Annotated in this window: 25 protein-coding genes; 11 read left to right on the top strand and 14 right to left on the bottom strand. The window is 56.7% G+C overall.

Annotated elements, in window-relative coordinates:
* Position 1: 1 nt before the first annotated feature.
* Complete coding sequence (locus tag ACR0MQ_RS01640; RefSeq protein ID WP_480605465.1) at positions 2-1231, bottom strand: sigma-54-dependent transcriptional regulator; 1230 nt, start codon at positions 1229-1231, stop codon at positions 2-4.
* Positions 1228-3009 carry a sensor histidine kinase gene (locus ACR0MQ_RS01635; protein ID WP_480605463.1) on the bottom strand — a complete coding sequence of 594 codons (1782 nt, stop codon included), beginning with the start codon at positions 3007-3009 and terminating at the stop codon, positions 1228-1230. The genes ACR0MQ_RS01640 and ACR0MQ_RS01635 overlap by 4 nt, the downstream gene beginning before the upstream one ends.
* On the opposite strand from ACR0MQ_RS01635, the gene ACR0MQ_RS01630 reads away from it, so the two are divergent.
* Positions 3008-4189 (top strand): cytochrome P450, encoded by a 1182-nt coding sequence (locus ACR0MQ_RS01630; RefSeq protein WP_480605460.1) that lies wholly within the window; start codon positions 3008-3010, stop codon positions 4187-4189. The two genes, ACR0MQ_RS01635 and ACR0MQ_RS01630, sit on opposite strands and share 2 nt — an antisense overlap.
* Before the next feature lie 126 nt (positions 4190-4315).
* On the opposite strand, the gene ACR0MQ_RS01625 is transcribed toward ACR0MQ_RS01630, so the two are convergent.
* A complete protein-coding gene (locus ACR0MQ_RS01625) occupies positions 4316-4789 on the bottom strand; it encodes an Lrp/AsnC family transcriptional regulator (protein WP_170539370.1) in 474 nt (157 codons plus the stop codon).
* 245 nt (positions 4790-5034) lie between these two features.
* On the opposite strand from ACR0MQ_RS01625, the gene ACR0MQ_RS01620 reads away from it, so the two are divergent.
* The 6 genes from ACR0MQ_RS01620 (at position 5035) to infC (ending at position 9882) form a co-directional block, all read left to right on the top strand.
* Positions 5035-5349 carry a DUF2849 domain-containing protein gene (locus tag ACR0MQ_RS01620; protein ID WP_170469818.1) on the top strand — a complete coding sequence of 105 codons (315 nt, stop codon included), beginning with the start codon at positions 5035-5037 and terminating at the stop codon, positions 5347-5349.
* 65 nt (positions 5350-5414) lie between these two features.
* Complete coding sequence (locus tag ACR0MQ_RS01615) at positions 5415-7079, top strand: nitrite/sulfite reductase (protein ID WP_480605458.1); 1665 nt, start codon at positions 5415-5417, stop codon at positions 7077-7079.
* Entirely contained in the window at positions 7069-7830 is a 762-nt protein-coding gene (locus tag ACR0MQ_RS01610) for a phosphoadenylyl-sulfate reductase (RefSeq protein ID WP_170770663.1), read from the top strand. Before ACR0MQ_RS01615 ends, ACR0MQ_RS01610 begins: the two co-directional genes overlap by 11 nt.
* A complete protein-coding gene (locus ACR0MQ_RS01605) occupies positions 7827-8234 on the top strand; it encodes a DUF934 domain-containing protein (RefSeq protein WP_170469810.1) in 408 nt (135 codons plus the stop codon). The genes ACR0MQ_RS01610 and ACR0MQ_RS01605 overlap by 4 nt, the downstream gene beginning before the upstream one ends.
* Positions 8235-8341: 107 nt before the next feature.
* Positions 8342-9175: a ferredoxin--NADP reductase gene (locus ACR0MQ_RS01600; RefSeq protein WP_170770661.1), complete on the top strand. Its 834-nt coding sequence runs from the start codon at positions 8342-8344 to the stop codon at positions 9173-9175.
* A gap of 116 nt (positions 9176-9291) precedes the next feature.
* On the top strand, positions 9292-9882 hold the full coding sequence (gene infC, locus ACR0MQ_RS01595; protein WP_310793657.1) for a translation initiation factor IF-3: 591 nt from the start codon (positions 9292-9294) through the stop codon (positions 9880-9882).
* Between the two features lie 131 nt (positions 9883-10013).
* On the opposite strand, the gene ACR0MQ_RS01590 is transcribed toward infC, so the two are convergent.
* Positions 10014-11330, bottom strand: coding sequence for an aspartate aminotransferase family protein (locus tag ACR0MQ_RS01590; RefSeq protein ID WP_170770660.1), 1317 nt, complete (start codon positions 11328-11330; stop codon positions 10014-10016).
* Positions 11327-12088, bottom strand: a complete 762-nt coding sequence (locus ACR0MQ_RS01585; RefSeq protein WP_480605455.1) for a beta-keto acid cleavage family enzyme — start codon at positions 12086-12088, stop codon at positions 11327-11329. The genes ACR0MQ_RS01590 and ACR0MQ_RS01585 overlap by 4 nt, the downstream gene beginning before the upstream one ends.
* Before the next feature lie 108 nt (positions 12089-12196).
* Here ACR0MQ_RS01585 and ACR0MQ_RS01580 point away from each other — a divergent pair, with 108 nt between their 5' ends.
* Positions 12197-13096 (top strand): MurR/RpiR family transcriptional regulator, encoded by a 900-nt coding sequence (locus ACR0MQ_RS01580; RefSeq protein ID WP_480605453.1) that lies wholly within the window; start codon positions 12197-12199, stop codon positions 13094-13096.
* Positions 13097-13141: 45 nt separating this feature from the next.
* Here ACR0MQ_RS01580 and ACR0MQ_RS01575 read toward each other — a convergent pair whose 3' ends face one another.
* The 5 genes from ACR0MQ_RS01575 to ACR0MQ_RS01555 form a co-directional block, all read right to left on the bottom strand.
* Positions 13142-13933 (bottom strand): FAD binding domain-containing protein, encoded by a 792-nt coding sequence (locus tag ACR0MQ_RS01575; RefSeq protein WP_480605449.1) that lies wholly within the window; start codon positions 13931-13933, stop codon positions 13142-13144.
* 95 nt (positions 13934-14028) lie between these two features.
* Positions 14029-16389: a xanthine dehydrogenase family protein molybdopterin-binding subunit gene (locus tag ACR0MQ_RS01570; RefSeq protein WP_170770653.1), complete on the bottom strand. Its 2361-nt coding sequence runs from the start codon at positions 16387-16389 to the stop codon at positions 14029-14031.
* 51 nt (positions 16390-16440) lie between these two features.
* Positions 16441-16926, bottom strand: a complete 486-nt coding sequence (locus tag ACR0MQ_RS01565; protein WP_170770651.1) for a (2Fe-2S)-binding protein — start codon at positions 16924-16926, stop codon at positions 16441-16443.
* Between the two features lie 154 nt (positions 16927-17080).
* Positions 17081-18082 (bottom strand): molybdopterin-binding protein, encoded by a 1002-nt coding sequence (locus ACR0MQ_RS01560; protein WP_480605447.1) that lies wholly within the window; start codon positions 18080-18082, stop codon positions 17081-17083.
* Complete coding sequence (locus tag ACR0MQ_RS01555) at positions 18079-19047, bottom strand: XdhC family protein (RefSeq protein WP_170539350.1); 969 nt, start codon at positions 19045-19047, stop codon at positions 18079-18081. Before ACR0MQ_RS01555 ends, ACR0MQ_RS01560 begins: the two co-directional genes overlap by 4 nt.
* 206 nt (positions 19048-19253) lie before the next feature.
* Between ACR0MQ_RS01555 and ACR0MQ_RS01550 the strand changes: the two genes are divergently transcribed.
* Positions 19254-19754: a hypothetical protein gene (locus tag ACR0MQ_RS01550; protein WP_010439711.1), complete on the top strand. Its 501-nt coding sequence runs from the start codon at positions 19254-19256 to the stop codon at positions 19752-19754.
* A gap of 3 nt (positions 19755-19757) precedes the next feature.
* Here ACR0MQ_RS01550 and ACR0MQ_RS01545 read toward each other — a convergent pair whose 3' ends face one another.
* Positions 19758-21014 carry a vWA domain-containing protein gene (locus ACR0MQ_RS01545; RefSeq protein WP_480605443.1) on the bottom strand — a complete coding sequence of 419 codons (1257 nt, stop codon included), beginning with the start codon at positions 21012-21014 and terminating at the stop codon, positions 19758-19760.
* A gap of 34 nt (positions 21015-21048) precedes the next feature.
* Entirely contained in the window at positions 21049-21957 is a 909-nt protein-coding gene (locus tag ACR0MQ_RS01540) for an AAA family ATPase (RefSeq protein WP_170421335.1), read from the bottom strand.
* 146 nt (positions 21958-22103) lie between these two features.
* Between ACR0MQ_RS01540 and pyrC the strand changes: the two genes are divergently transcribed.
* Positions 22104-23141, top strand: coding sequence for a dihydroorotase (gene pyrC, locus ACR0MQ_RS01535; protein ID WP_480605440.1), 1038 nt, complete (start codon positions 22104-22106; stop codon positions 23139-23141).
* On the opposite strand, the gene ACR0MQ_RS01530 is transcribed toward pyrC, so the two are convergent.
* Positions 23138-24433 carry an MmgE/PrpD family protein gene (locus ACR0MQ_RS01530; protein WP_480605437.1) on the bottom strand — a complete coding sequence of 432 codons (1296 nt, stop codon included), beginning with the start codon at positions 24431-24433 and terminating at the stop codon, positions 23138-23140. The two genes, pyrC and ACR0MQ_RS01530, sit on opposite strands and share 4 nt — an antisense overlap.
* 38 nt (positions 24434-24471) lie before the next feature.
* Positions 24472-24915, bottom strand: a complete 444-nt coding sequence (locus ACR0MQ_RS01525) for a type II toxin-antitoxin system RatA family toxin (protein WP_170539340.1) — start codon at positions 24913-24915, stop codon at positions 24472-24474.
* Positions 24916-24987: 72 nt separating this feature from the next.
* Between ACR0MQ_RS01525 and hpt the strand changes: the two genes are divergently transcribed.
* A complete protein-coding gene (gene hpt, locus ACR0MQ_RS01520; protein WP_010439696.1) occupies positions 24988-25536 on the top strand; it encodes a hypoxanthine phosphoribosyltransferase in 549 nt (182 codons plus the stop codon).
* The last annotated feature ends 64 nt before the right edge of the window (positions 25537-25600 follow it).

Raw genomic sequence — 25600 nt, 5'->3', positions numbered from 1 at the left:
CCTACCGACGATAGTCTTCTGGTCGTATTTCGTAGCGAGCCAACTTGTCATAGAACGTCTTGCGCGGCAGTTTCAGAGCCTTGGCCGCGTCAGAAGCCTTGCCATTGTGGCGCCCTAGTGCAGCGACCAACAAAGATTTCTCTACCAGCGCCAATTGTTCGCTCAGCCCCAGGTCCGCAGCCTGCCCGACCTCTTCTGGCATTCCCAACACAAATCGCATGGCGGCAGACATCAAAGAGCGCGCATTTCCCGGCCATTCCTGCGCCATGAGAGAGGCCAGATGTTCAGGCGTAATCTCTGGCTCGGCGATACCAGCCTGTTCCGCCGCCTGCGCTACATAACGGCGAAAAATGATCGGAATATCCTCTGGGCGCTCCGATAATGCAGGAATGCGAACCCGCATGACATCAAGGCGATAGAACAGATCGACGTTGAACCGCCCTTGCCCAGAAAGCTGTGACAAGTCGGAAGTTGTGCCTGCTATTATTCGCGCATCTGTCCCCTGCTCGATCAGTTCCAACGCTGCGTATTGAGTGGAATCCGGCATTGCAGAAACCTCATCAAGAAACAGCGACCCGCCAGCCGCGTCCCCGCAGACCCTTGACAAATCTTCAGGCATCAGGCTCGCAGCCGGGCGCTTTACAAACGGTCCCTGCCCGACCGGAGACATCAGATGCACAACCTCGGCGACTTTGGATATACCGCTGCCCGCCGGTCCAGTGACCAAGACTTCGGCGTGTGTCGGTGCCACGCTCCGCACGCGCTCTCGCAAGGCTTCGGCTTGCTCTGACAAACCGAATAGCATTCGGGCTGCTGGATCGCCTCGCTCTAACTCGCGCTTGAGCTCACGATCACGCAACACCTCTGACCGCGCGGCAATCGCACGCTCCAGAACCGCCAGAAGATCTGCTGCCGCACAGGGCTTTTCAAGAAAATCGAAAGCGCCTTGTCCCATGGCCTGCACAGCCATTGGAATATCTCCTTCGCCGGTCAGCAAAACAACTGGTAGTTCAGGATCAACCTCGCGCGCGAAGTTCAGTAGGTGGAACCCATCGCGCCCAGGCATCCGAATATCCGAGATTATCACACCGTCAAATTCGCTATGAATATGATCTTTCGCCGCAACAAATGATCCCGCTGTAACCGGTTCATATTCTGCCAATTCAAGCGTCTGTGCCAAAGCTTCACGAACAGCGGCATCGTCGTCGACCAAAAGCACTTTGCGGATCATGCAGCCTTATCCTCGCTGAAGGGTTCCAGTTCGACGGTAAATTCAGCACCGTCGCCGGTATTCGTGCCGCGAATGTCCCCCCCGAAACTTTGAACCAAACCGTAGGAGATGGATAGCCCCAGACCCATTCCTTCGGACGAACCCACGGTTTTCGTGGTGTAGAATGGTTCAAACACGCGATCTGGGTCTTCGATACCCGGCCCGGTATCTCTGACCGAAACACGAATGGGCTGCCCCTCCGTCAAAGTGATCGAGATTTTGCGGGCTGCCCGATCGGCCATGGCGTCTGCGCCATTATTGATCAGGTTGACGAAAACCTGCACCAAACGCACTTCACCTCCCCATGCGTAAACCGCCGAATTTGGCGGCTCCCAACTCAATTCGACGCCTTCGTCTCGTAATCGAGACTCAGTCAATTCGGCAGCCGTATTCAAAACTTCAACCAAGTCGACGCGCCCCATCGGCTCGCTCTCGTTTCTGGCAAATGCGCGCAGGTTTTTTATGATCCGGGCCATACGCGCAGCCATGTCGGAAATCCGGCTCAGGTTTTCACCGGTTTTTTTTTCTTTACCGCGTTCCAGAAATGCTGACCCGTTATCAGCGAATTGCTGGATAGCCATCAACGGTTGGTTCAGCTCGTGGCTGATCCCCGCTGACATCTTGCCCAATGCGCTCAGCTTACCTGCTTGAACCAGTTCGGTCTGAGCTTGCTTAAGCGCCGCCTCGGCTTCTTCACGTTCAGCGACTTCACGGCGCAAAGCCGAGTTTGCCGCTGTCAGCGCTCGCGTGCGCTGGGCCACCCTGCTTTCCAATACAGTATTGGCATCCGCTAATGTTCGCCGACGTTCTGAGGCCAGAAACAACAACGCTCCAAACGCGAAACAGATCGCTGCAACCGCTGCTGCTTGTAGTCCTGCCAAACGACGAGCAGGCGCGACATCGACCAGCATCTCTGCAGTCATCGCAATCACCGGCAGGTCGAGAGTCAGGTGCAACGCACGGCGAGGCAGATAACGCCCCCAATTCAGTTTCCAAACTTCATGCCCGGCAACTCGTGACGACGCAAATTCAACATTCTCACCTGCTGGTGACATCAAACCCTGCTGGCCTTGCGCACGGTGCCAAAGCAACAGGTCCGAGCGGTTCGAAATAAAAACGACCCCATCCGCATCAACAAAGAACACCGCATCCGTACTTCCACGCCATGTCTGCTCGACATCCTGCACGTCGGCCAGAACCATCAGTGCACCCTTTATTTGCCCTGAATCTCCAAACGCTGGCGCTGCATATGAATATATCCGATCCCCACTCTCGTCTTCGACTCCATGCGCGCTCCCTAACGCGCCTTGCATGGCGCGTTCAAAAGCCGGGTGCTCAGACATATCGCGCTGCGCCACGGGCTGTGCCGCCGCCAGAGCCTGCCCATCTGTGTCCAGGTAGATCACATTAACCGCAGCGGTCTTGTCAGCCACATCCAACAACACTTTTCGTGCTGCTTGCTGCTGCGCCCCGGCACCAAGCGCCTGTAATGCAGGATGGTCCGCTATCAACGCAGCCACTTCCTGATATACTTGCATCTGTGTGCTCAACCGGTCCGCCGCCAGCTCCAGATCCGCCTCGGCCTTTTCGCTCAGCTGCGACAAGGCCTGACGATAGCCATATGTCCAGACCCCAGCCGACAACAAACCAACTGCGCACAAAAAACCTGCAATGATCCAAATCCGTTGCATATCTAGGGTCTTGCATTCAGCGACGCCCATGGCAAGTGTGCAGCGCATGAAGACGCTCTACCAATCCCCGACTGACCCGGCATTCGTGCAAAACCCTTACCCGTTCTATGAAACTGCGCGCCAATTCGGCGATCTGTTCTATTGGGAGGAGTATGGCTTGGTTGCAGCCGCTTCGTACAAGGCGGTGCATACATTGTTGCGTGATCGGCGCTTTGGGCGCGAAATACCAACGGAATTTGCAAAACCCGGCCCAAGCCACCTTGCCCCGTGGCTTGAGGTTGAGTCGCATTCAATGTTGGAACTCGAACCACCCAGGCACACAAGGCTGCGATCGTTAGTCCTGCGGGCCTTTACATCCCGCGCCATTGCCGCGTTGGAGCCCGCCATAGAAGAATTGAGCAACGATTTGATCGAGAGATTTCCCGATGGCCCCTTCGATCTATTGCAGGCCTATTGCACACAGGTTCCTGTCATTACGATCTGCCGCCTGCTGGGCGTTCCCGAACAAATGGCACCAGAATTCCTGCATTGGTCCCACGCGATGGTGTCCATGTATCAGGCAAACCGAACCCGCGAAATCGAGGATGATGCTGTTCAGGCCACGCAAGAGTTTACGGCCTATCTTGAAGACTACATCGAACTGCGACGCAGAGACCCGCGCGATGACCTAATCACGCGGTTGATCGCAGCGGAAGAAGACGGCGAAAAACTCTCACGCGATGAATTGATAACAACCTGCATCCTATTGCTGAATGCCGGTCACGAAGCGACGGTGCATGCCATCGGCAATGGCGTGAAAACCCTACTGACAACACGCACCCAGCAGCTTCTCCTGTCACCCAACTCCATTGATGGGGTCGTCGAGGAAATTCTGCGATATGATCCGCCCCTCCATATGTTCACACGCTATGCCTATGAAGAGGTTGAGCTATTGGGGCACCGCTTTTCCCACGGAGATCAGGTCGCATTGCTTCTGGGGGCCGCCAATCGTGACCCCACGGTCTGGTACCAACCCGATAAGTTCGATCCAACACGAGAAATCAGCGCCAACACCAGTTTTGGCGGAGGTCTCCACTTCTGCGTCGGCGCCCCTCTGGCACGATTGGAAATGCGTATCGCACTTCCAATCCTGTTCAACAGACATCCCAACTTGCGGCTTGCAGATGGCCCTGAATACTCGAACAGCTATCATTTCCATGGGCTAACCAAACTGATGGTGGAAACGTGAATCCCAGACGCGCATAAAGCATCAACCGGTCTATCGATCCCGGATCCGTTCTTCATCTGGCCAAAAATATCCCCGGGGAGTCGCCCATGGGGGACGGGGGCAGCGCCCCCAATCACCCGCCTTAATTCAACCGACAGATTTCAATGGCAGCATGGTGGTCGATTTGATCTCTTCCATCGACAACAAAGCCGTAACGTTGTGCACCCGAACCTCTGATATCAGCGCCTGGTAAAATGCATCATAGGCACGCGCATTCCTGACCCTTACCTTCAGGATGTAGTCAATGTCGCCGGCCAGCCGATGTGCTTCCTGCACCTCAGGACGGTCTCGCAAAGCTTTCAGGAACTTCTGCTGCCATTCCGCTTCATGTTCCGACGTACGGATCAGCACAAAGAAAGTGGCCTCGAATCCAAGCGCCTCAGCATCCAGCAGAACCGTCTGTTGACCAATGACCCCTGCCCCCTTCAGCTTGCGAATGCGATTCCAAACTGGCGTCTTCGAACTGCCGACACGGGCCGCGATTTCATCCAGCGACTGGCTCGCGTCCCGTTGCAGCTCGGCTAGAATTTTCCGATCCGTGTCGTCTATCCGCACCGACATTCCAAATTTCCTTCCAATTCAGGACAAAGGTTCCGCCTGCAGCCCGCAAAAGAACATGTGTCCTTATTTGTCGGCGCATATGGCGATTTACCGGGAATATTTCCTATATTGCCATTCAAGTCAATTCAGTCACGAGATGATCCGATGCAGGTCAAACAGTCAGATGAATGCATGAACAAGCCCGGCTTAGCCCAAGCCGTGTTCGGCCTGCACCTGATCTCGGTTTTTCATAAGGAGTTTGCCTGATGGCCCGCGCTTTTACCCCTAAAGTCGTCACCGCCAACGACCTGTTGGAAGGCGATGTGATTTACCAGACCGAAGATGACCGCTGGTCGCGCGATCTATCCGAGGCCGAGCTGATCACCGATGAAGCCCATGCGCAGGTTCGATTGCTGGATGCCGCGCGTCAGGCAAACAAGATCGTTGGCGCGTATCTCGCCGACGCGATCGCCGGTGACAAGGGACCTGAACCCACCCATTTCCGGGAGGATTTCCGCCGGACTGGTCCGTCCAACTATGCCCACGGCAAACAGGAAACCTCCCCGCAGCCCCGGGTCTGATTTCAGGCTCTTCTCTCTCCCCTTCAAGGCCCCAGGTCCGGGGCTGCAACTAAGGACAGCTAAACATGTATCGCTACTCCGAGTTCGACACAGCATTTTTGGCAGAACGCAACGCACAGTTCCGCGCGCAAGTTGAGCGCCGCATAGACGGTTCGCTGACCGAAGACGAATTTAAGCCCCTGCGCCTGATGAATGGCCTGTATCTGCAGTTGCACGCCTATATGCTGCGCGTTGCGATACCGTACGGAACTCTGTCCAGTGCACAGATGCGTCAGTTGGCGTTACTGGCCGAGAAGTGGGACAAGGGCTATGGCCATTTCACCACCCGTCAGAACATCCAGTACAACTGGCCGAAGCTGAACGACGTGCCGGATATGCTAGACGCGCTGGCCGAGGTTGGCATGCACGCCATCCAGACTTCAGGCAACACCATCCGTAACGTGACAGCCGACCACTTCGCCGGTGCCGCCGCGGATGAGGTTGCCGACCCGCGCCCCTATGCTGAACTGCTGCGCCAGTGGTCCACCGACCACCCGGAATTCCAGTTCATGCCGCGTAAGTTCAAGATCGCCATTACCGGCAGCGAGAACGACCGCGCCGTGATCAAAGCGCATGACATCGGACTGCAACTGGTCGAGCGTGACGGCGTTCTTGGCGCCCGCGTCATCGTGGGTGGTGGTCTGGGTCGCACGCCGATGATCGGCAAAGAACTGTCCGAATTTGTCGCCATTGACGACCTGTTGGCATATCTCGAAGCGACTGTTTCGGTGTGGAACCAGATTGGCCGCCGCGACAACAAGTACAAAGCCCGTATCAAGATTACGGTGCATGAACATGGCATCGACGCCATCCGCGCCAAGGTGAACGAGCGCTTCTTGCAGGTCCGCCCGCAGTTCAAAGGTGCTGACATGAACCTGCTGGAAGAAATCAAAGGTCACTTTGCGCCTCCGGCCTTCCGTGAGGGTTCGGTTGCCTCGTTCGAGAGCGCCTACACCAACGATCCGGTTTTCCGGTCGTGGGTCGACACCAACATCTCGCCGCACAAAAACGCGGACCACGCCATCGTAACGATCTCGATCAAAAAGCACGGCCAAACGCCAGGCGACGCAACTGCCGAGCAAATGCGCGTTATGGCCGACCTGGCCGAAGAGTTCGCCTATGACGAGCTACGCATCAGCCACGAGCAGAACGTGATCCTGCCGCATGTCCACAAATCGGACCTGCCTACGATCCATGCGAAGCTGAAAGAATACGAACTGGCCACAGCCAATATCGGGCTGATCAGCGACATCATCGCTTGCCCGGGCATGGACTATTGTGCGCTGGCAACGGCCCGTTCGATCCCGGTTGCTCAGGAAATCGCGACCCGGTTCGAGGACATGAAGCTGGAGCATGATATCGGCCACTTGAAGATCAAAATCTCGGGCTGCATCAACGCATGTGGGCACCACCACGTCGGTCACATCGGCATTCTGGGCCTGGATCGCGCAGGCGTCGAGAACTATCAGATCACGCTGGGTGGTGACGCGACTGAAACGGCAGCCGTCGGTGATCGCACGGGTCCGGGTTTTGCCTATGATGAGATCGTTCCTGCCGTTGAACGCATCGTCGAAGCCTATCTGGACCTGCGTGATAGCGCCGAGGAAACTTTCCTCGAAACCTATCGCCGCGTTGGAATGGCTCCGTTCAAAGCTGTGCTTTATCCCGAGGCGCGGGCTAATGCCGCTTGACCTGATCCAGACGGAACTGGGTTCCAACAGACGCGAACTGACCGAAAAGGTCGACGCGCTGAATACCCGGTTCCGTCATCATAGTGCTCATGACGTGATGCACGGCGCGATTGAAGAGATCGAAGAACTTGCGCTCGTTTCCAGCTTTGGGGCGGAATCAGTCGTGCTGTTGCACATGGCGGCAGTGGTCGACAAAGCCACACCGGTATTGTTCATCGACACGCAGATGCTGTTTACGGAAACGCTCGAGTATCAGCACGAGGTTAGTGAACGTCTGGGGCTGACCAACGTGAAAATCATCCAAGCGGATAAGAACGATGTTGAGGGTGACGACCCTTATGGGGCACTACATCTAAGTGACACTGACGCTTGCTGCAATTTGCGAAAGACTTTCCCGCTGCAACGGGCGCTATCTGGATATTGCGGCTGGATATCCGGGCGCAAACGGTTTCAATCAGGAACCCGCGCGGCGCTCGAATTCTTCGAAGTCGAAGACGGCACCGGACGGATCAAAGTCAACCCATTGGCCCATTGGGCGCCCGAAGATGTGCGCGCCTATATGACTGAGAACAACCTGCCCCGGCACCCGCTGGTGGCCAAAGGATACCCATCGATCGGCTGTGCACCCTGCACCTCGCCGGTCAAAGAGGGCGAAGACCCCCGCGCCGGACGCTGGCGTAACAAAGAAAAAGAAGAATGCGGCATCCATTTTGTCGACGGCAAGATGGTGCGTGTTGGAGAGAAAACATGAACGTAATCGTGAATGACCAAGGCTTTTCGCCCGAGGACTGGACCGACGGCTTCGTTACTTTGGACGATGCAGCCAACGATGTTGTAGCACTCGACGTCAGCTCGGACACGGATCCGGATGAACTGATTGACCGTTTGGGCAGCGCTCAGATGGTGCGCGTTGACTTTCCGTCATCAGCAGACGGGCGCGGCTTTACGATCGCACGTGTGCTGCGGTTGAAAGGGTATACCGGTCGCCTTCGTGCAAAAGGCCATGTATTGGCGGATCAATACGCAATGGCACGTCGCAGCGGGTTTGATGAGGTCGAAATCGATCACAGCCTAGCCGCACGTCAGCCCGAAGATCAGTGGTTGGCGCGTGCCAACTGGCAAGAGAACAATTATCAGGCCCGCCTGCGCGGCTGAAACCCGCCATCGCCAGCTTGTGACACGAAAGGGGCAATCTGCCCCTTTTCCTGACTTGGATCAAAGATTAAACGGAGATACCGGTTTAGCAGATCGGTGGTGAAATTATGACAGAGATGAAGCCCGTGAGTGAAGCAACCGCCGTAAAGGCCCCCGTCCTGCCCGACGCTCAGACCGTGACCGAGGTCAAGCACTGGACCGACCGCCTGTTCTCGTTCAAGGTGTCGCGCCCGGCGTCCCTGCGTTTCCGATCGGGCGAGTTCGTGATGATTGGTCTGCTGGGTGACAATGGCAAACCTCTGCTACGCGCTTATTCAATCGCTTCGCCTTCGTGGGACGAAGAGTTGGAATTTTATTCGATCAAGGTGCAGGATGGCCCGCTGACCTCGAAACTACAGCACATCCAGCCTGGCGATCAGATCATCCTGCGGCCCAAACCGGTTGGAACGCTGGTCCATGACGCGCTGCTGCCCGGCAAGCGCATCTGGTTCTTTGCAACTGGAACCGGCTTTGCCCCCTTCGCATCGTTGCTGCGCGAACCTCAGACATATGAGGATTATGACGAGGTCATCATAACTCATACCTGCCGCGATGTGGCCGAGCTGGATTATGGTCGCAAGCTGATCGAGAACATCCGTCAGGACGAGTTGCTGGCTGAACTGATCGGTGAAGGTTTCGCCGACAAGATCCGCTACTACCCGACCACCACGCGAGAAGAGAGCCCCAAAATGGGCCGCATCACCGAATTGCTGAAAGACGGCTCGGTGTTTGCCGATCTGGGCATCGAAGGTGGTATCAAACCGGACACCGACCGTGCCATGGTCTGTGGCAGCCTTGCGTTCAACCATGACATCAAAGCAATTTTGGAAGAGTTCGGCCTGCGCGAAGGCGCGAATTCCGAACCCAAGGAATTCGTGATCGAAAAGGCCTTTGTGGGCTAAACGGGTTTGCCGGTCGGGTTGTCGACACCCTAAACCGGCAAAAACTCACGAAATTCATGGAAAATTCATGCGGCTTGCAATTTATGCCGCTTGAAACACCTCTCAGCCCGGTCTAAATTCCGGGCTCGAAATTCTGCAATCATCAAAGGAATGAACCCATAGCCCGCAGACCTCACAACGCGCCGCCACAGCGAGATACCGGCCCGCGCGTCAATGACAAGATCCGTGCTCCCGAAATTCGCCTGATTGGTGCCGAAGGCGAAAATGTCGGGGTGGTTCATCCCGCAAAAGCCATGCAGATGGCCGCCGACGTCGGTCTCGATCTGGTTGAGATTTCGCCCAACGCGAACCCGCCGGTCTGCAAAATCATGGATTTCGGCAAGTTCAAGTACGAACAGCAGAAACGCGAAAGCGAAGCCCGCAAGAAGCAAAAGATCATCGAGGTGAAAGAGGTCAAGTTCCGGCCCAACACCGATACGCATGACTATGACGTCAAGATGCGCAACGTGTTCAAGTTTCTTGAGAACGGCGACAAGGTCAAAGTCACCCTGCGTTTCCGTGGTCGCGAGATGGCACACCAAAATCTGGGCCGTGAGCTGCTAGAGCGTGTGGCTGAAGACGTCAAGGATCTGGGCAAGATTGAGAACATGCCCAAGATGGAAGGCCGTCAGATGATCATGATGATCGGCCCTCTGCCGCAGAAGTAACCGCGCTTCAGGACGTGTTCAAAGGCTCCGCCAGTCTGGTCGGAGCCTTTTTTCATGCCTGGCTCTTATCGAATCCGCTCTGCAGATTTTCAACGTGCGGCGAACTATTTGAGAAGACAGCTTTCAGTTTGTCAGATCACGTTTGAGATCGCGCGATCCAACTTGGCGACCAACTCATCGATCTGCTTGCCTTCTATAATGAATGGAGGCGCCAGAAGGATATGATCCCCATGTTGACCATCGCGTGTTCCGGACATCGGATAACAAATCAATCCTTCCGCAAACGCCGCCTTCTTGATCTTGCCCGCAACTCCAAGTGCTGGATCAAACGGCGTTTTGGTCTCGCGATTTGCCACAAGTTCGATCCCCCGGAACAAACCACGCCCGCGGATATCGCCAACATGGGGATGCTGACCAAACGCAGTGGTCAGGGCTGACTGCAGTTTCTCGCCCATCAGCGCCGCCCTCAATGGCAGATCGTTCTGCGTAAGTTCCGTCACGACCGCCAATGCGGCAGCTGTTGCAACCGGGTGACCAATATAGGTGTGACCGTGTTGGAAGAATCCCGATCCGTTTTGGATTGCGTCGTAGATCCGAGCCGAACACAGCATCGCCCCGATTGGCTGATACCCGGCCCCCAACCCCTTGGCTATACACAAAATATCCGGTGCCACGCCGTCATGATCACAAGCAAACAGATGGCCGGTACGCCCCATGCCACACATCACTTCATCAAGGATCAGCAGAACACCATATTGATCACAAATCTCACGAATACGTTTGAAATATCCTTCAACCGCAGGAACGGCCCCTAAAGTCGCGCCGACCACGGGTTCTGCCATGAAGGCCATCACCGTATCGGGCCCCAGACGCAATATTTCGGCCTCCAATTCATTAGCCACACGCTGCCCGTAGTCGTAGCTGCTCTCGCCCTCAGGCTTTTCAGCGTATTCATAACAGGGTGCGATATGGGTCATCTCGATCAGCATCGGCGCAAACTGAGCCCGTCGCCATTCGTTGCCCCCCGCCGACAGTGCCCCCAGTGTGTTACCGTGATAGCTTTGCCGACGTGCAATGACATGACGGCGCTCAGGCTGACCTGATTCCAGATAGTACTGCCGTGCCAACTTGATCGCAGCCTCGGTCGCCTCGGACCCGCCCGACACGAAATACACGCGGTCCAAATCACCCGGAGCATGTTCGATCAACAAATCAGCAAGCGCCTCAGCCGGTTCCGAGGTCATGAAGCCGGTATGGGCAAACGCGATCTGCTCTACCTGCTGCTGCACCGCTTTGACCACAGTATCATTGGAATGACCAAGACACGAAACCGCTGCATCCCCGCAATCCAGATAGCGGCGACCGGTTGAATCAATCAGATAACAACCCTCACCACCTGCAGCGACCGGCAATTCAGACTTAGTGTGGCGCGGAAAAACGTGACTCATTTCGAAGTCCTTTTCAAAAGATCAATCAGAGCGGCAACGGATGCGGCGTTATCGGCCCAGGCCTGACCATCAAAGCCCGTAATACTGTTTTCAAATCCCACGCGCACATCACCACCAAGCTGTACAGCTTTTTGCAGGCACGCATGCTCTAGCCCGCCAAAGGCACAGACCATCCATGGGTCTGTCGTAGCCGGGAATGCATCCAGATCTTCCGGTGTTGATTCCTGCGTTGTCGAGTAGCGGCCAAGCACAAGCAGACGTTCGATCTGATGGGGTTTAACAACTCCATCCTTCCGCCAGCGGACCAACAACTCAACGTCGGTAGCGTCATAGAGAATGTGTTGAACGCGCGTCCCCTGTTCGGCGCACAGCGCATAAACACTTGGCGCAAGCTCCGGCGATCTTGCGATCTCGCGTACCGAAATCGAAGCCCAATCCGGCTGGGCGTTCTTCAAGCAATCGAACTGGGTCTGAACGTCAAAAATTCCAGCAGCCTCTGTGGTAATCTGGATGTCAATCTGCGGTACGGCGTGGTGCAATTCCGCAAGCGTCTCTCGATACAAACCTGCATCCAGAGAATGCTGACCCGCCTGATCACGGACATGCAGATGCAATCCATTGGCACCTGCCAGGCTGCAGGCTTTCGCCGTTTCGACGATTTCTTCCATTGTGACGGGCAAGCCAGGGTGATCCCGGTGCCCTCTGCGCGCTCCATTTGGCGCGACCAATATGTAAGGCAGGGCTTCGCTTACCGACATCCCGGAACCACCTTCTGACATTTCCAAACGGCTTAATCTGATCCCGAAATATATGCAGCCCTAGTGTTTTCAATTTGCATTCTCCATAACATTTGTTTTTCTATAACCATGCAAAACAAACCAGCCCAACTGACCGAGCAGCTGCGCGCTGATATCGAGACCCTGCCCCAACAGATGCAGGCCGCAGCAAAATACATCATCGATCATCCCGGGGATTTTGGGCTCGACCCGGTCCGCGTTACGGCTGAGAAAATCGGTGTAAGCTCAAACGTCCTCGTGCGTCTGGCGTACCGTCTGGGCTTCGACAGTTTCGAGGCTTTTCGAAAACCATTTCGGCAGACACTTGTCACCGATCGCGAGGATCGGTTGGGCCAAGATTGGTTGGGCCGCATGCGGTCAGGTGATGACTTCAGCGCGGCTCAAGCAGGGTTCGCGCAAAATGAGCTGAATGTCGTAACCCGCTCCCTGCGTCTGGCTGATCCCGCGTTGGTAAAGCAGGTCACGGACCACATGTTGTCAGCAAAACGCTGCTATATCACAGCAACCCGAGCCAGCTATGCTTTGGCCTATTATTTTCACTATGCCGGTCGGATGGCACACCCCGGATTTCAATTGGTCCCCCGGCACATGGGGTCAGCCGTCGATGATCTGCTCGAGGCCGATGCAGCGGACTGCTTGTTCGCCATCACCGTTCATCCCTATTCCTCGGACACTATCCAATCCATGCGTTTTGCGCGTAAACGCGGGATGCGGATCGTCTTATTGTCGGATAGCGAGGTCATTGCACCTGGTGTTGACCCGGATGTCGTGCTGCCGGTCAGCACCCGCACTCAACATCACTTTTCCAGCTTCTCCGGGGCCATGGCCGTGCTTGAATGCCTGATCGGTCACCTTTTTGCTGCAGGTGGGTCGGCAGCACGCGATCGCGTCGAACGGTATCAGACGGCCCGAGAAGACACTGGCGCATATTGGCGACCGGCCAAGCCGCCTCGGGTCAGAAAAAAGTAAAGCCCCGGCTTTCACCGGGGCTTATCGATTTGGCTGCGAACCTGCTTAGCTGCAGGCTTCGACGGCCCGTTTTGTCATCACGCTGACCAGATGCGCCCGGTATTCTTTGCTGCCATGCAAATCTCCGATCATGTTCATCGGATTGATGTGCAGACCCATCAAAGCATCGGTACGGAACTCTTTGTTCAAGGCCTCCTCGGCCTCGGACCAACGGAACACTCCATCTTCGCTGGCGCCGGTTACGGCAACCCGCACACCATCCGCAAACCGGGCAAGATAGACTCCGACCAATGCAAAACGGGACGCCGGTTGCAAAAACTTCTGATAGCTCGCAGCTTGCGGCACCGGAAAACGCACCGAGGTGATAATTTCACCCTCTTCCAGCGCAGTCGTAAACATGCCTTGAAAGAAGTCATCTGCCGCAATCTGTCGCGTATTAGTGACAACGGTCGCCCCTGAACCCAGCACTCCCGCTGGATAACAGGCCGCCGGATCATTGTTGGCGACAGAGCCACCAATGGTGCCGCGATTACGCACCGCCGGATCTCCGATCTGACCAGCCAAGGCCGCCAGCGCCGGATAGCTGCTCGCTGCATCCGCCGCTACATTTGCGTGGGTCGTGGCACCACCAATGGCAACTGAACCATCATCCTCGACACAGACGCCCTTCATTTCAGCAATCCCACTGACTGAAACCAGCGTTGATGGCGCCGCCAATCGTTGCTTCAACGTGGGGATCAGGGTCTGACCACCCCCCAACGCCTGCGTATCCTCACCCGCCAACGCGGCAACCGCGTCAGCAATGGTCGAGGGCTTCTCAAACTCGAAATTGTACATTTCGTTCTTCCTTTCCGAAAGGCGCGGATCCGCCCTTCATCTGGCTATAAATATCTCGGGGAGCGCGAGGGGCTGGCCCCTCGCACCCCAACCTCTCAACCATGCATTGCCGTCCAAACACGCGACGGGCTCATCGGCATGTCAATGTGATCAACAGCCTTTCCACCCGAATTCAGCGCATCCAAAACCGCGTTGACAACGGCAGGTGGCGAACCGATTGCTCCGGCCTCGCCGCAGCCCTTCACACCCAACGGGTTGTGTGTGCACGGCGTCTGGCTGGAATGGTCGACTTCATAGAATGGCAGATCATCGGCGCGTGGCATCGCGTAGTCCATGAACGACGCGCTCAGCAGTTGGCCGTTCTCGTCATATGCGCAGTTCTCCAGCAGCGCCTGACCGATGCCCTGACCAATACCACCATGTACCTGACCATCCACGATCATCGGGTTCACGATGTTGCCAAAGTCATCCGCGGCGGTGAACTTCTCGATGCTGACCTGACCGGTCTCGGGGTCCACCTCGACCTCGCAGGCATAGGCGCCGGCCGGGAAGGTAAAGTTGGCCGGGTCATAAAACGCGGTCTCCTCCAGCCCCGGCTCAACCTCCAGCGGGAAGTTGTGCGGCACATAGGCCGTGAGGGTCACATCACCCCAGGCCACCGATTTGTCGGTACCCGCAACGCTGAACTGTCCGTCCTTCAACTCGATATCGGCCTCAGACGCTTCCAACAGGTGAGCTGCGATCTTCTTGGCCTTGTCGATCACCTTCTCAGTCGCCTTGACCATGGCCGAACCGCAAACCGCCAGCGAGCGTGAGCCATAGGTGCCCATCCCGAACGGGATCTTCGAGGTATCGCCATGTACAATCTCGACCATCGACTCATCGATACCGATCATGTCCGCCACAACCTGCGGGAAGGCGGTTTCATGCCCTTGCCCGTGGCTGTGCGCGCCAACCATGACACTGATCGAACCGGTGGCGTTTACCCGCACCGTGGCAGCATCATATAGACCCGCCCGGGCCCCCAACATGCCAACGATGTTGGATGGCGCGATACCGCAGGCCTCGATATAGCAATTGACACCTAAGCCGCGAAGCTTGCCATTGGCCTCACTCTGCGCGCGCCGTGCGGCAAAGCCAGATAGATCGGCTGCGGCCTCAAGTTTGTCCATCGTCCCGTTGTAATCCCCGGTGTCATAGGTCAGCGCAACCGGCGTGTCATACGGGAATTGGGTAATGAAGTTCTGACGACGCAGCGCAATCGGATCAACGCCCAACTCTCGCGCGGCCTTGTCGATGACCCGCTCCAACTGGAATGTTGCCTCAGGCCGGCCCGCGCCGCGATAGGCATCCACCGGCACCGTATTGGTGAACATCGCCCGCACATTCACTTGAATGACTGGCGTCTTGTAGTTCCCCGCCATCAGCGTGCCGTGCAACCAGGTCGGAACCGAGCTGGAGAAAGTCGATAGATAAGCACCCAGATTGGCATGAGTGTTGGTGCGCAAACCGGTGAAGTTGTTCTCCGCATCCAACGCCAGCTCAATCGTAGTTACATGGTCGCGACCATGGGCATCCGACATGAACGCCTCGGACCGGCTGGATGTCCACTTGACCGGGCGGTTGCAGGCCTTGGCAGCGAAGGTGCAGAATGCCTCCTCCGCATAGTGGAAAATCTTGGTTCCAAAGCCACCGCCCACATCCGGGGCGACCACCCGCACCTTGTGCTCGGGTAGGCCCAGAACAAACGCGCACATCAGCAAACGGATCACGTGCGGGTTCTGCGAGGTGGTGTAGAGCGTGTACTCATCCGTGCCTCGGCTGTACTCGGCCACGGCCACGCGCGGCTCCATCGGGTTGGCAACCAGTCGGTTGTTGACCAGATCCAGCGTGGTGACGTGGGCCGCATCGGCAAAGACCGCGTTGACCTTGTCATTGTCTTCTTCGCCCAAGTGCCAGTCATAGCAAATGTTGTTCTTCAGATCGTCGTGGACAAGCGTCGCGCCATCCTGCGCCGCAGCCTTCATATCCAGAACTGCGGGCAGTTCCTCGATCTCCACCTCGATCGCCTCAGCTGCATCGCGGGCTTGCTCGAGGCTATCGGCCACAACAGCGGCAATCGGATCGCCTACATGGCGGACCTTACCCTGTGCCAGAATGGGGTGCGGGGGTTCCTGCATCGGGGCGCCGTGCCGGTCGGTGACTTCCCAGCCGCAGGGCATTCCGCCCACGCCTTCAAAATCCTTGCCGGTGAAAACCTTCACCACACCTGGCATGCCCTCGGCAGCAGATGTGTCGATATTGGTGATCCGGCCATGTGCGATGTCGGACCGTAGAAAATGCACATAGGCCTGGCCATGTACGTTGATGTCGTCGGTGTAATTGCCTGCTCCGGTCAGAAAGCGTACGTCCTCACGCCGCTTGGAACTGGCTCCGATGCCACTGTCTTTGGGCATTGCTTGTTCTCCTCCCTGGAAAAGAATTTTCGTCGAAAATTCTTACCCGCCTTACTCGGCGGCGATGCTGGAAACGTCCTGGCCGGATGCGGCCATGATCGCCTTGACGATGTTGTGATAGCCTGTGCACCGGCACAGATTACCCTCAAGGTACTTCCGGATTTCCCCTTCGGTCGGGCGCGGATTATTCTTGAGCAGTGCCGCAGCGCTCATCACCATGCCAGGAGTACAAAACCCGCATTGCAGCCCATGATGATCCTGAAAGGCCTGCTGAATGACGTTCAGCGAACCATCTTCTGCAGCCTGCCCTTCGATCGTACCCACATCGGCACCATTCGCTTCCAGGGCCAGCATATTGCAGGATTTGACCGCCTCACCATTCACATGCACGACGCACGCACCACATTGTGCTGTGTCACATCCGACATGTGTTCCGGTCAGCGACAGATGATCACGCAAAAAGCTGGACAGAAGCGTCCGGCCTTCAACATCACCATTAACGGCTTTCCCGTTCACGGTCATTGAGACCTGTGTCATGAGATCCTCCCAATTTATTGTTTTTCCTTAGTTCCGAGTTAAACACGGGAAATTTTGTTTGAGAACAAAAATATTTGCCCGTTTTTTCCGCAACTTCTTTGCTCATCTCACTAATCATGAGGCGTATGATCGAAACGGCAAAAATGCCGTTACGTCACTTTTGTTTGGCAGCGCGAGGTTGCGGCCGTGTGGGGATTTCCTTCAGCAGCCCTCCGACACCCATCGCTGCGATGTCAGCACCCGTCGTCTCGATCCCGCAAGCGACTCGAGACAGCACCCAATCCGCCCCGTTCAGTGCAGGCGAACGGGCGCATCCAGGCAGACCGATGATTGGGCGACCACCTAAAGACCCAAGAAACAACAGGTTTCCCGGATCAACCGGCATCCCAAATCGGTCGACTGCGCCTCCGGCTTCTCGAACAGAGGCCGGTGCCACATCATTTTCATCCGACGTGGCCGATCCGGTCAGAATCATGACGATCTCGCCGCGAACGGACTTTAGCGTGGCTGTTAAATCACCCTGTCTATGCGGAACAACTTTAACATCGCATAGGTCCATCCCCAATGACTCAACCCGTCCGCGAATGGCGGCAATACCTTTTTCGTTCGAAGGCCCGCCGGCAATATCGGTGATGACGAGCCCGGCGTTCTTGTATTTCGGCACCGAAAGTCGAATGGATTTCTGCGCCTGTTCGGCCGCACGGCGAACGTCGGTTTGCTGCACCGCATACGAGATGACTTTGATCGTCGCGACCATGCCGCCTGCCGTCATCTGTTGGTACTGCGGTACGGTTGCGACCGTGATCATCGGATTGACCCGATTGAAGTTTTGCAATGCATCAGTGTCCAAGATTGCCACGCCTGGACCATCAGCCAGCAAGTTGACCCGCCCTGTAAAGGAGTCGGTCACGCGCAGGTTAGCCTTTGCAGGGTCCGGCACTAGGGCTGCAGACAGCATTGCCGCCGCCTCATTCTCATGACAATCGCCGGGCTCAAGCTTGGCGACCGTTACCTCAGTCAGACCAGCCTGCTGCAATTCAGCGATATGCTGGGGCGTCAGCGTGATGCCTTTGCGCAGCCTCTGGTCACCTGCCTTGACGGAATGAGCCAGAATCGCGCCGCAGGCGTCGGCAACCGCTACCGGACCAAACTTCACGCCTTGCCCCGCAGAACTGCTGTCATTTGTGCAAGGATGGCCACAGCGATCTCGGAAGGGCTGGCCGCACCGATATCCAGCCCGATCGGTCCGTGAATCCTTGAAATCTGCTCGTCTGTAAACCCGGATTGTTTCATCCGATCGATACGCTTGGCGTGGGTGCGCTTGGACCCAAGTGCCCCGATGTAAAACACATCGGCTGACAATGCGGCCTGAAGCGCTGGGTCGTCTAGCTTTGGATCGTGGGTCAGCAGAACAAGCGCCGTTCTTGTGTCCAGCCCCAGTTTCGACACCGCCTCATCCGGCCAGTCTGTCAGGATGGTCTCTCCGGGAAATCGGGCGTCCGAGGCAAAAGCTTCGCGTGGGTCAACAATCGCTGGATCGTAGCCAGCGAGGCGTGCCATCGGCACAAGTGCTTGGGCAATATGCACAGCTCCAATCACGATCAATCGCAAAGGAGGATTGTGAACCGCAACAAAGGTTTGACCATCTTCTTCGAACCCAGACCTATCCATGCGCAATCGTTCGGTATAGGCGTTTCGACGCAATGCTCGGTGGCCGGTTTCAGTGTTTACCTCATACGCCAAAGGTTCACGCCGCGCCCGTGCGGCGACCAGTTCAGCCAGCATCGGTTCGGGCAGGACTTTTCCAACCGGTTCAACGAGAACCCTGATCGTCCCACCGCAGGCCAATCCGACGGCAAATGCGTCATCATCGCTGACCCCAAATTCCAGCAGCCGGGCCTCACCTTCTTCGATGGCCTCCAACGCCTCGACAATTACTGCGCCCTCTACGCAGCCGCCTGAAACCGAACCTTCGATCCGACCGTCGCCTGCAATAACGAGCTGCGCACCGACACGGCGTGGTGCGCTGCCCCAGGTCTCGACTACAGTCGCCAGAGCCGCGCCCTTACCTGCGCGATACCATTCCAATGCGGTTTCCGGGCTGCTATCGAATCGTTCCATTGAGACCTCCGACCGTGCTCGGCTTCAACATAGTCAGCTTTGTAACAATGAAAAGCGTTCAGAAGTCTAAGTTACCGGCGCTAACAGGCCGGTTTTGAACTCATATTCATAAAAGATTGATTGTCACCTGACCGCACTCTAGCTTGGACGCAGTTTCGGGTGCTTCCCGAAATCACCCCTGCATATTTCAAAGCGGAGACAAACAGTTGAAACGTATTCTTACACTGGGAACGGCGCTTGGCATGATGGCTGCCAGCGCCGGATGGGCTGATACATTTTTGAAGTACGGTGAGGTTGAAGGCTGGAAAGTCTTCATCGATCAAGACAAGAAATCCTGCCTGATCGAAGCGGTGGATGACTCGGAAAATGTCGTGCAGATGGGGCTGACCGAAGATCGCGGTGTCGGCTATGTGGGCGTTTTCACCAAGGCCAAAACCAATATCAAGAAGGGCGAGAAAGAAGCCGTCGCCATCCTCATCGGAGACAACATTTATGTTGGTGAGGCCACTGGCATGAAAGGGAATATCACCAAGGGCTATTCAGGCGGGTATGTTCTGTCAGACGATCCTCAGTTCGCAGATGACCTTGCCAAGAAGAAGGTGATGGTAGTGTTCCCGGAAAAAGAGTTCGCCTTCACAGTCGATCTGACTGGCACTTACAAAGCCATGGAGATGGCGCGAAAGTGCAATGAAGAACAGCTGTCTTAATATCTAGTCAGAAAGCGCGGCCATCAGCCGCGCTTTCTGACCCTGATCGTCAGGCTGAGATATCACGGCGGCCAAATCTTCCAGCGACGCAATCGAATGCCCGGCGCGGAAGCTGTCGACATGTGGAAGCATTGTCGCAACGCCCTGAGCCTTTGGCGCGAACCCATCCCAGCGCAGCAATGGGTTCAGCCAGATCAAGCGTCGCGACGACAGGTGCAAACGCTCGATTTCCTTTTCCAGCACCTCGGGATCGCCCCGTTCCAAACCGTCGGTGATCAACAACACGACCGCCCCCTGCCCCATTACACGCCGCGACCAGTCGCGGTTGAACTGATGCAGGCATTCTCCGATCCGTGTTCCGCCTTCCCAGTCCTGCGCCTCGGCCCCGGCAGCGGCCAGAGCTGCATCGACATCACGTTGATGCAGATGGCGGGTGATGTTGGTCAGGCGTGTGCCAAACGTGAATGCGTGCACTTTGGCCCAACCTGCGCCTTTGGCATTCGAAACCGCGTGAAGAAAGTGCAGAATGATCCGACTGTACTGGCTCATCGATCCGGAAATGTCGCAGAGCGCTACCAAATTCGGCCAGCGAGGTTTTGGTTGCAGGCGCGCGATATCGCGTAGCTCGCCACCCTGCCGCATGGATGACCTCAGGGTGCGTGCGCGATCGATGCGGTGACCGAGATGACTGGCCAGACCACGCCGAGACTCGATGGGTTTGACCGGTAGATTCAGGCGCGACAGCATGCGTTTGGCCTGGGCGATCTCGGATGTGCTCATCTGTTCGAAATCGAGGTTGCGCAAGCGTTCTTCGGAGGATGCGGTTTGGGTCGCGTCGATCTCGATCTCACTTCCTTCTTCCTGCTCCGTCGTTTCCGGCAAGTCGCGTTCGACGCCATCCAATAACGCCTCAGCCGCGCGCTTTTCAGCCGCATCCGCTTTGCGCTCCTCCTGCACACCGCGAATGGCGGGCAGCATCATGGACATCATATGTTCGAGATAGCGCGGATCGCGCCAATACAGGCGGAAGACCTGCGCAAAAACCGTGCGGTGTTCAGGCCGGTTTACGAAACAGGCATGTAGCGTCCAGTAGAAATCTCGTTTCTCGGTGAAGCCCGCAGCCTGCACCGCGCGAATCGCATCAACCACACGTCCGGTTCCAATCGGCAGCCCGGCCTTACGCAAAGCGCGCGCAAAATGGATGATGTTCTGGGCCAGCTTGGGGTTGTCCGGGATATCGAGTGGGAGTTGTTCGGCCATCACACCCCCGAAATATTTGCAAGCGGATGAAGCATCAGGCCGGTTCGAGGTCGGCCTTGGCCTGATCGAGAATGCGCTTGGCCTCGGACCCTTGCAGCTTTTGGATGTCGTCCTGGTATTTCAGGATAGCACCCAACGTATCGCCAATCACCTCGGGGCTGAGATTGATGACGTCCAGCGCAAGAAGGCACTTGGCCCAATCGATGGTCTCAGCCACCCCGGGTTTCTTGAACAGGTCTTCGGTGCGCAGACGCTGAACAAATGCCACGACCTCACGGCTCAGCGCTTCGGCCGCTTCGGGGGCACGGGCGTGCAGGATTTCGATTTCACGAGCAAAATCAGGGTAATCCACCCAATGATACAAGCAGCGGCGTTTCAGCGCGTCGTGCACTTCGCGCGTGCGGTTTGAGGTGACGATTACGATTGGTGGTTCGGGTGCTTTGACGGTACCAAGTTCGGGGATCGTGACCTGAAAGTCGCTGAGGGCTTCCAGCAGGAACGCCTCAAAAGGTTCGTCGGTCCGGTCCAACTCGTCGATCAACAATACAGGTGCCCCATTGGCGTCCGGACGCATCGCCTGCAGCAAGGGGCGTTCGATCAGATAGTCGTCCGAAAACAACTCGGTCTGTAGCGCGCCTCGATCCGCACCGCCCGACGCTTCGGCGGTACGGATCGCCACCATCTGGGCGGGGAAATTCCATTCATACACAGCGGAGGAGGCATCAAGGCCTTCGTAACACTGCAACCGGATCAAGCGACGCCCCAATCCCGCGGCCAGCGCTTTGGCAATTTCGGTTTTGCCAACGCCCGCCTCACCTTCCAGAAACAGAGGCCGGCCAAGCTTCAGCGAAAGAAACACAACCGTCGCCAAAGCCCGGCCACAGACATAGCCCTCAGAGCCCAAAAGCTCTTGCACGGCATCGATGGAGTTTGGCTGTGTCATGAGTTCCCCTTTTTCCTGCGCCCCAACAGGTCATGACCACAACCAGAGGTCAAGACCACCATCCGTCAGTGACTTACGGCGATCTGTCTCATCGGCAAGGGCAAGAGGGTCTTTCACCACTCAAGCGGCTGTGCTAGCCGGGGGCCATGACCCATTCCCTGACGATCCGCCGCCCCGATGACTGGCATTTGCATCTGCGCGATGGCGCGATGCTTCAAGCCGTCCTACCTGAAACCGCGCGCCATTTTGCCCGTGCCATTATCATGCCAAATCTGGTTCCGCCCGTTGTGAAGAGTGACGACGCGGCAGACTATCGGGACCGCATCCTTGCAGCACTGCCTGAGGATATGACGTTTGAGCCGCTGATGACGCTCTACCTGACCGAGGACACGGACCCGGCAGATGTGGCCGCCGCACATGCAAGCGGATTGGTCAAGGCAGTCAAGCTTTACCCGGCTGGGGCAACAACCAACTCGTCTTCTGGCGTTCGCGATTTCGACAATGTGCGCCCGGTGCTGGAGAAGATGGCCGAGATCGGTCTGCCGCTGTGTGTGCACGGTGAAGTCACAGATGCCGAGATCGATATCTTCGATCGCGAGGCCGTATTCATCGACCGCGTTCTTGATCCGATTCGCAAGGCAACACCCGGGCTGCGCGTGGTGATGGAGCACATCACGACGTCAAACGGCGTGAATTACGTCAAGGCGAACGAGAAAGATTTGGGTGCGACGATTACAACGCATCACCTGATCATCAACCGCAACCACATACTGGTCGGCGGCATCAAGCCGCATTACTACTGCCTGCCGGTCGCCAAACGCGAAGAGCATCGGCTGGCGCTGTTGACCGCCGCGACCTCAGGCGACGCGCGCTTCTTCCTTGGCACAGACAGCGCGCCGCACACGGATGCGAACAAGGAAATGGCCTGTGGCTGCGCCGGTTGTTTCACTGCAACCAACACGATGTCACTGCTGGCCGAAATGTTTGAACGCGCGGATGCGTTGGACAAACTGGAAGCGTTTACCTCCCTTAACGGCCCGGCCTTTTATCGCCTGCCGGTGAACGAAGAGACCATCACGCTGACAAAGGGCGATGAGGTTGTCTATCCCGCCAAAATCGAATGCGCGGACGGTCCTGTCACAGTTTTCGATCCCGGCTTCCCACTGCACTGGCGAGTCGCCTAATCATTTAGTCTATCTGCCAGATCCGCTGCGCGCCCGCCGGTGCGCAGCATCGACCAGATCGCATCTGCTTCATCCCCTCCGATCAGCTTCGCCGCTTTGTCCCTAACCCGATCTTCGCGGTCCGAAAGTGACATCGGGGCGAGCAGATCATGTTTGGCCTCGCGGCGCGCGCCATCCCGTCGCAAGAGGGACAGATGGGCTTGGGTCTCGGACAAGCTTTCATCTGCCTCTACACTAATCCGATCCCGCAGGGATTGAAGCCTCGGGTCTGCACAAATCTTGGCAGTATAGCTGCCCGGTAGTGCCGTATCGTACCCCATCGATTGCATTGCGATCACTGTGCGATAAGAAAACTTCGCACCCAACCCGCTAGTCGGCTGCAGTTGATTGCAAACGCTCATCCAGCGGGGGTGCGTTTTAACCTTGATCTCGGCCACCTCTGGTTCGGCAATGTCAAGATCGCGCGCGGCCTCAAGCGCCGCGTGCAGGCCATGGCAGCAGGCGTGGAACTTATGGCTTACGTTTTCGAACAACCATTCATCACCCAACCCATCAAGCGCTGCATTGATATCGTCTGCCCCCAGATGTGTCGCCCCAAACCCAAACGGACCTTCCAACGCGTCACAACCGGGTTGAAATCCATTGCGGATCAACTGAGCCGCCTCAACGCCATTTGAGGCCGCAAGCCCGGCATTATAGGGTTTGCCCATGGTTCCGAACTGTGACTTCTGTCCGGATGCTCTTGTTGCAGTCAGCCCCAACAGATCACGCATCTGCTTGGCATCGAAGGACATAATGCGCCCCGCAGCTAACGCAGCCCCAAACGCGCCCGCCGTGGCGGTCTGGTGAAAGCCTGCCTGATAGTGGCCGCGGCCCAACCACAGTCCAACGCGGATCGACAATTCCATCCCAACAAGCGCTGCTTCGAGCAAATCGACCAGCGGTCGATCCTCCCACGCCGCAAGCGCAAGGGCTGCCGGAAACACAGCAACCGATGGATGACCGATATGGGCAAAATGGGTGTCATCGTAATCAAGCGCGTGGGAAACGGTACCATTCACCAGTGCCGCAGCGCGTAAAGGGGCTTCACCACCCCCGAATAGGCGTGCTTGTGCTGCACCGCTTTCGGAAAAAACCATCTGGCGGACGATGCGGGAAACAGGCTCTTCCGCACCCGCCCGCCCCACGGCGAGCCAATCCAACGCGGAAAGCGATGTCACGATTCGAGCCTGTGAAGTGGTCGACACAGGACCAGCGGCGAATTCGGCAAGGGCGGATGTGAGATCGGTCATGGCGCGCAGTCTAGCGCGCGCGTCACGCGCGTAAAGCCTTAGCCGTAGAGGACGGCAGCACGTTGTTCGAATGCGCGCACGATACGGTGCATGGCCTCGTTGAACACGACACCGATGATCCCTTGCAGGACCGCATTTTTGAACTCGAAGTCAACGTGAAACGAGACGTTGCAGCCGTCATCCGTATCTTCGAACTCCCAATCGGAACGCATGTATTTGAACGGACCGTCCAGATACTCGGTATCGATCCGTTTATGAGCATCAAACAACGTAACCCGGCTGCCAAAGCGTTCGCGGAACACCTTGAATGAAATAACAAGATCCGCTTCCATCACCTTGCCTTCGCCCGCGGTATAGGTCCGACGGATACGGGCCGCGGCGCACCAAGGCAAAAACTCAGGGTATTTTGCAACATCCGCGACCAGATCATACATCTGCTGAGCGGTGTAAGGCAGCGGGCGGGTCTCGGAGTGGGTTGGCATGATATCCGGGATTAACTGGTGACAATGGCGCGTGATTTCGTATGTTGCGCGCCAAAGATCAAGGGGGCAGCGATGAGCCAACGCGCATATGTGATAGATGAGATGATCTCGGCCAAGGCAATTGCCGCCCGGATCGAAGAGCTTTGCCGCGAAATCACAGCCGAGTTTGGCGGTACCGACAAGCTGGTTGTTGTCGGCCTGCTGCGCGGCAGTTTCGTCTTTATCGCTGACCTGGTGCGTGAGCTAGACCTGCCCATCGAGGTCGATTTTCTTGAGGCATCGTCCTACGGAGATTCGATGGAAAGCAGTCGGGAAGTTCGCATTCTCAAAGACTTACGCGGCGCAATTGAAGGGCGTGATGTGCTGGTGGTCGAGGATATCGTGGACACCGGCCATACCCTGAACCACGTCTCCAAGCTGCTCCGCACCCGTAAACCACACCGGTTGAAATCCATCGCCCTTCTGGACAAACCCAGCCGGCGCGAGGTCGATTTCCGCTCGGATTGGATCGGGTTCGAAATCCCTGATGAATTTGTCGTGGGCTATGGGATCGACTATGCGCAACGCAATCGCAATTTGCCGTTTATTGGCAAGGTTCGATTTGTCGAAGATCAGGATTGATGAATTTGCGCCACTTCCTTCGCATGTCGCAATGGGGGCGAAATCCGCCCTCGGAACGGCGGGT

This window comes from Ruegeria sp. AN6, from assembly GCF_056540425.1.
This window is presented reverse-complemented; position numbering and strand designations above follow the sequence as displayed.

Excerpts from the sequence above, each read along its gene's own strand:
- ACR0MQ_RS01640 (WP_480605465.1), bottom strand. The coding sequence starts at position 1,231 with ATGATCCGCAAAGTGCTTTTGGTCGACGACGATGCCGCTGTTCGTGAA.
- ACR0MQ_RS01630 (WP_480605460.1), top strand. The coding sequence starts at position 3,008 with ATGAAGACGCTCTACCAATCCCCGACTGACCCGGCATTCGTGCAAAAC.
- ACR0MQ_RS01635 (WP_480605463.1), bottom strand. The coding sequence starts at position 3,009 with ATGCGCTGCACACTTGCCATGGGCGTCGCTGAATGCAAGACCCTAGAT.
- ACR0MQ_RS01625 (WP_170539370.1), bottom strand. The coding sequence starts at position 4,789 with ATGTCGGTGCGGATAGACGACACGGATCGGAAAATTCTAGCCGAGCTG.
- ACR0MQ_RS01620 (WP_170469818.1), top strand. The coding sequence starts at position 5,035 with ATGGCCCGCGCTTTTACCCCTAAAGTCGTCACCGCCAACGACCTGTTG.
- ACR0MQ_RS01615 (WP_480605458.1), top strand. The coding sequence starts at position 5,415 with ATGTATCGCTACTCCGAGTTCGACACAGCATTTTTGGCAGAACGCAAC.
- ACR0MQ_RS01610 (WP_170770663.1), top strand. The coding sequence starts at position 7,069 with ATGCCGCTTGACCTGATCCAGACGGAACTGGGTTCCAACAGACGCGAA.
- ACR0MQ_RS01605 (WP_170469810.1), top strand. The coding sequence starts at position 7,827 with ATGAACGTAATCGTGAATGACCAAGGCTTTTCGCCCGAGGACTGGACC.
- ACR0MQ_RS01600 (WP_170770661.1), top strand. The coding sequence starts at position 8,342 with ATGACAGAGATGAAGCCCGTGAGTGAAGCAACCGCCGTAAAGGCCCCC.
- ACR0MQ_RS01590 (WP_170770660.1), bottom strand. The coding sequence starts at position 11,330 with ATGAGTCACGTTTTTCCGCGCCACACTAAGTCTGAATTGCCGGTCGCT.
- ACR0MQ_RS01585 (WP_480605455.1), bottom strand. The coding sequence starts at position 12,088 with ATGTCGGTAAGCGAAGCCCTGCCTTACATATTGGTCGCGCCAAATGGA.
- ACR0MQ_RS01580 (WP_480605453.1), top strand. The coding sequence starts at position 12,197 with ATGCAAAACAAACCAGCCCAACTGACCGAGCAGCTGCGCGCTGATATC.
- ACR0MQ_RS01575 (WP_480605449.1), bottom strand. The coding sequence starts at position 13,933 with ATGTACAATTTCGAGTTTGAGAAGCCCTCGACCATTGCTGACGCGGTT.
- ACR0MQ_RS01570 (WP_170770653.1), bottom strand. The coding sequence starts at position 16,389 with ATGCCCAAAGACAGTGGCATCGGAGCCAGTTCCAAGCGGCGTGAGGAC.
- ACR0MQ_RS01565 (WP_170770651.1), bottom strand. The coding sequence starts at position 16,926 with ATGACACAGGTCTCAATGACCGTGAACGGGAAAGCCGTTAATGGTGAT.
- ACR0MQ_RS01555 (WP_170539350.1), bottom strand. The coding sequence starts at position 19,047 with ATGGAACGATTCGATAGCAGCCCGGAAACCGCATTGGAATGGTATCGC.
- ACR0MQ_RS01545 (WP_480605443.1), bottom strand. The coding sequence starts at position 21,014 with ATGGCCGAACAACTCCCACTCGATATCCCGGACAACCCCAAGCTGGCC.
- ACR0MQ_RS01540 (WP_170421335.1), bottom strand. The coding sequence starts at position 21,957 with ATGACACAGCCAAACTCCATCGATGCCGTGCAAGAGCTTTTGGGCTCT.
- pyrC (WP_480605440.1), top strand. The coding sequence starts at position 22,104 with ATGACCCATTCCCTGACGATCCGCCGCCCCGATGACTGGCATTTGCAT.
- ACR0MQ_RS01530 (WP_480605437.1), bottom strand. The coding sequence starts at position 24,433 with ATGACCGATCTCACATCCGCCCTTGCCGAATTCGCCGCTGGTCCTGTG.
- ACR0MQ_RS01525 (WP_170539340.1), bottom strand. The coding sequence starts at position 24,915 with ATGCCAACCCACTCCGAGACCCGCCCGCTGCCTTACACCGCTCAGCAG.
- hpt (WP_010439696.1), top strand. The coding sequence starts at position 24,988 with ATGAGCCAACGCGCATATGTGATAGATGAGATGATCTCGGCCAAGGCA.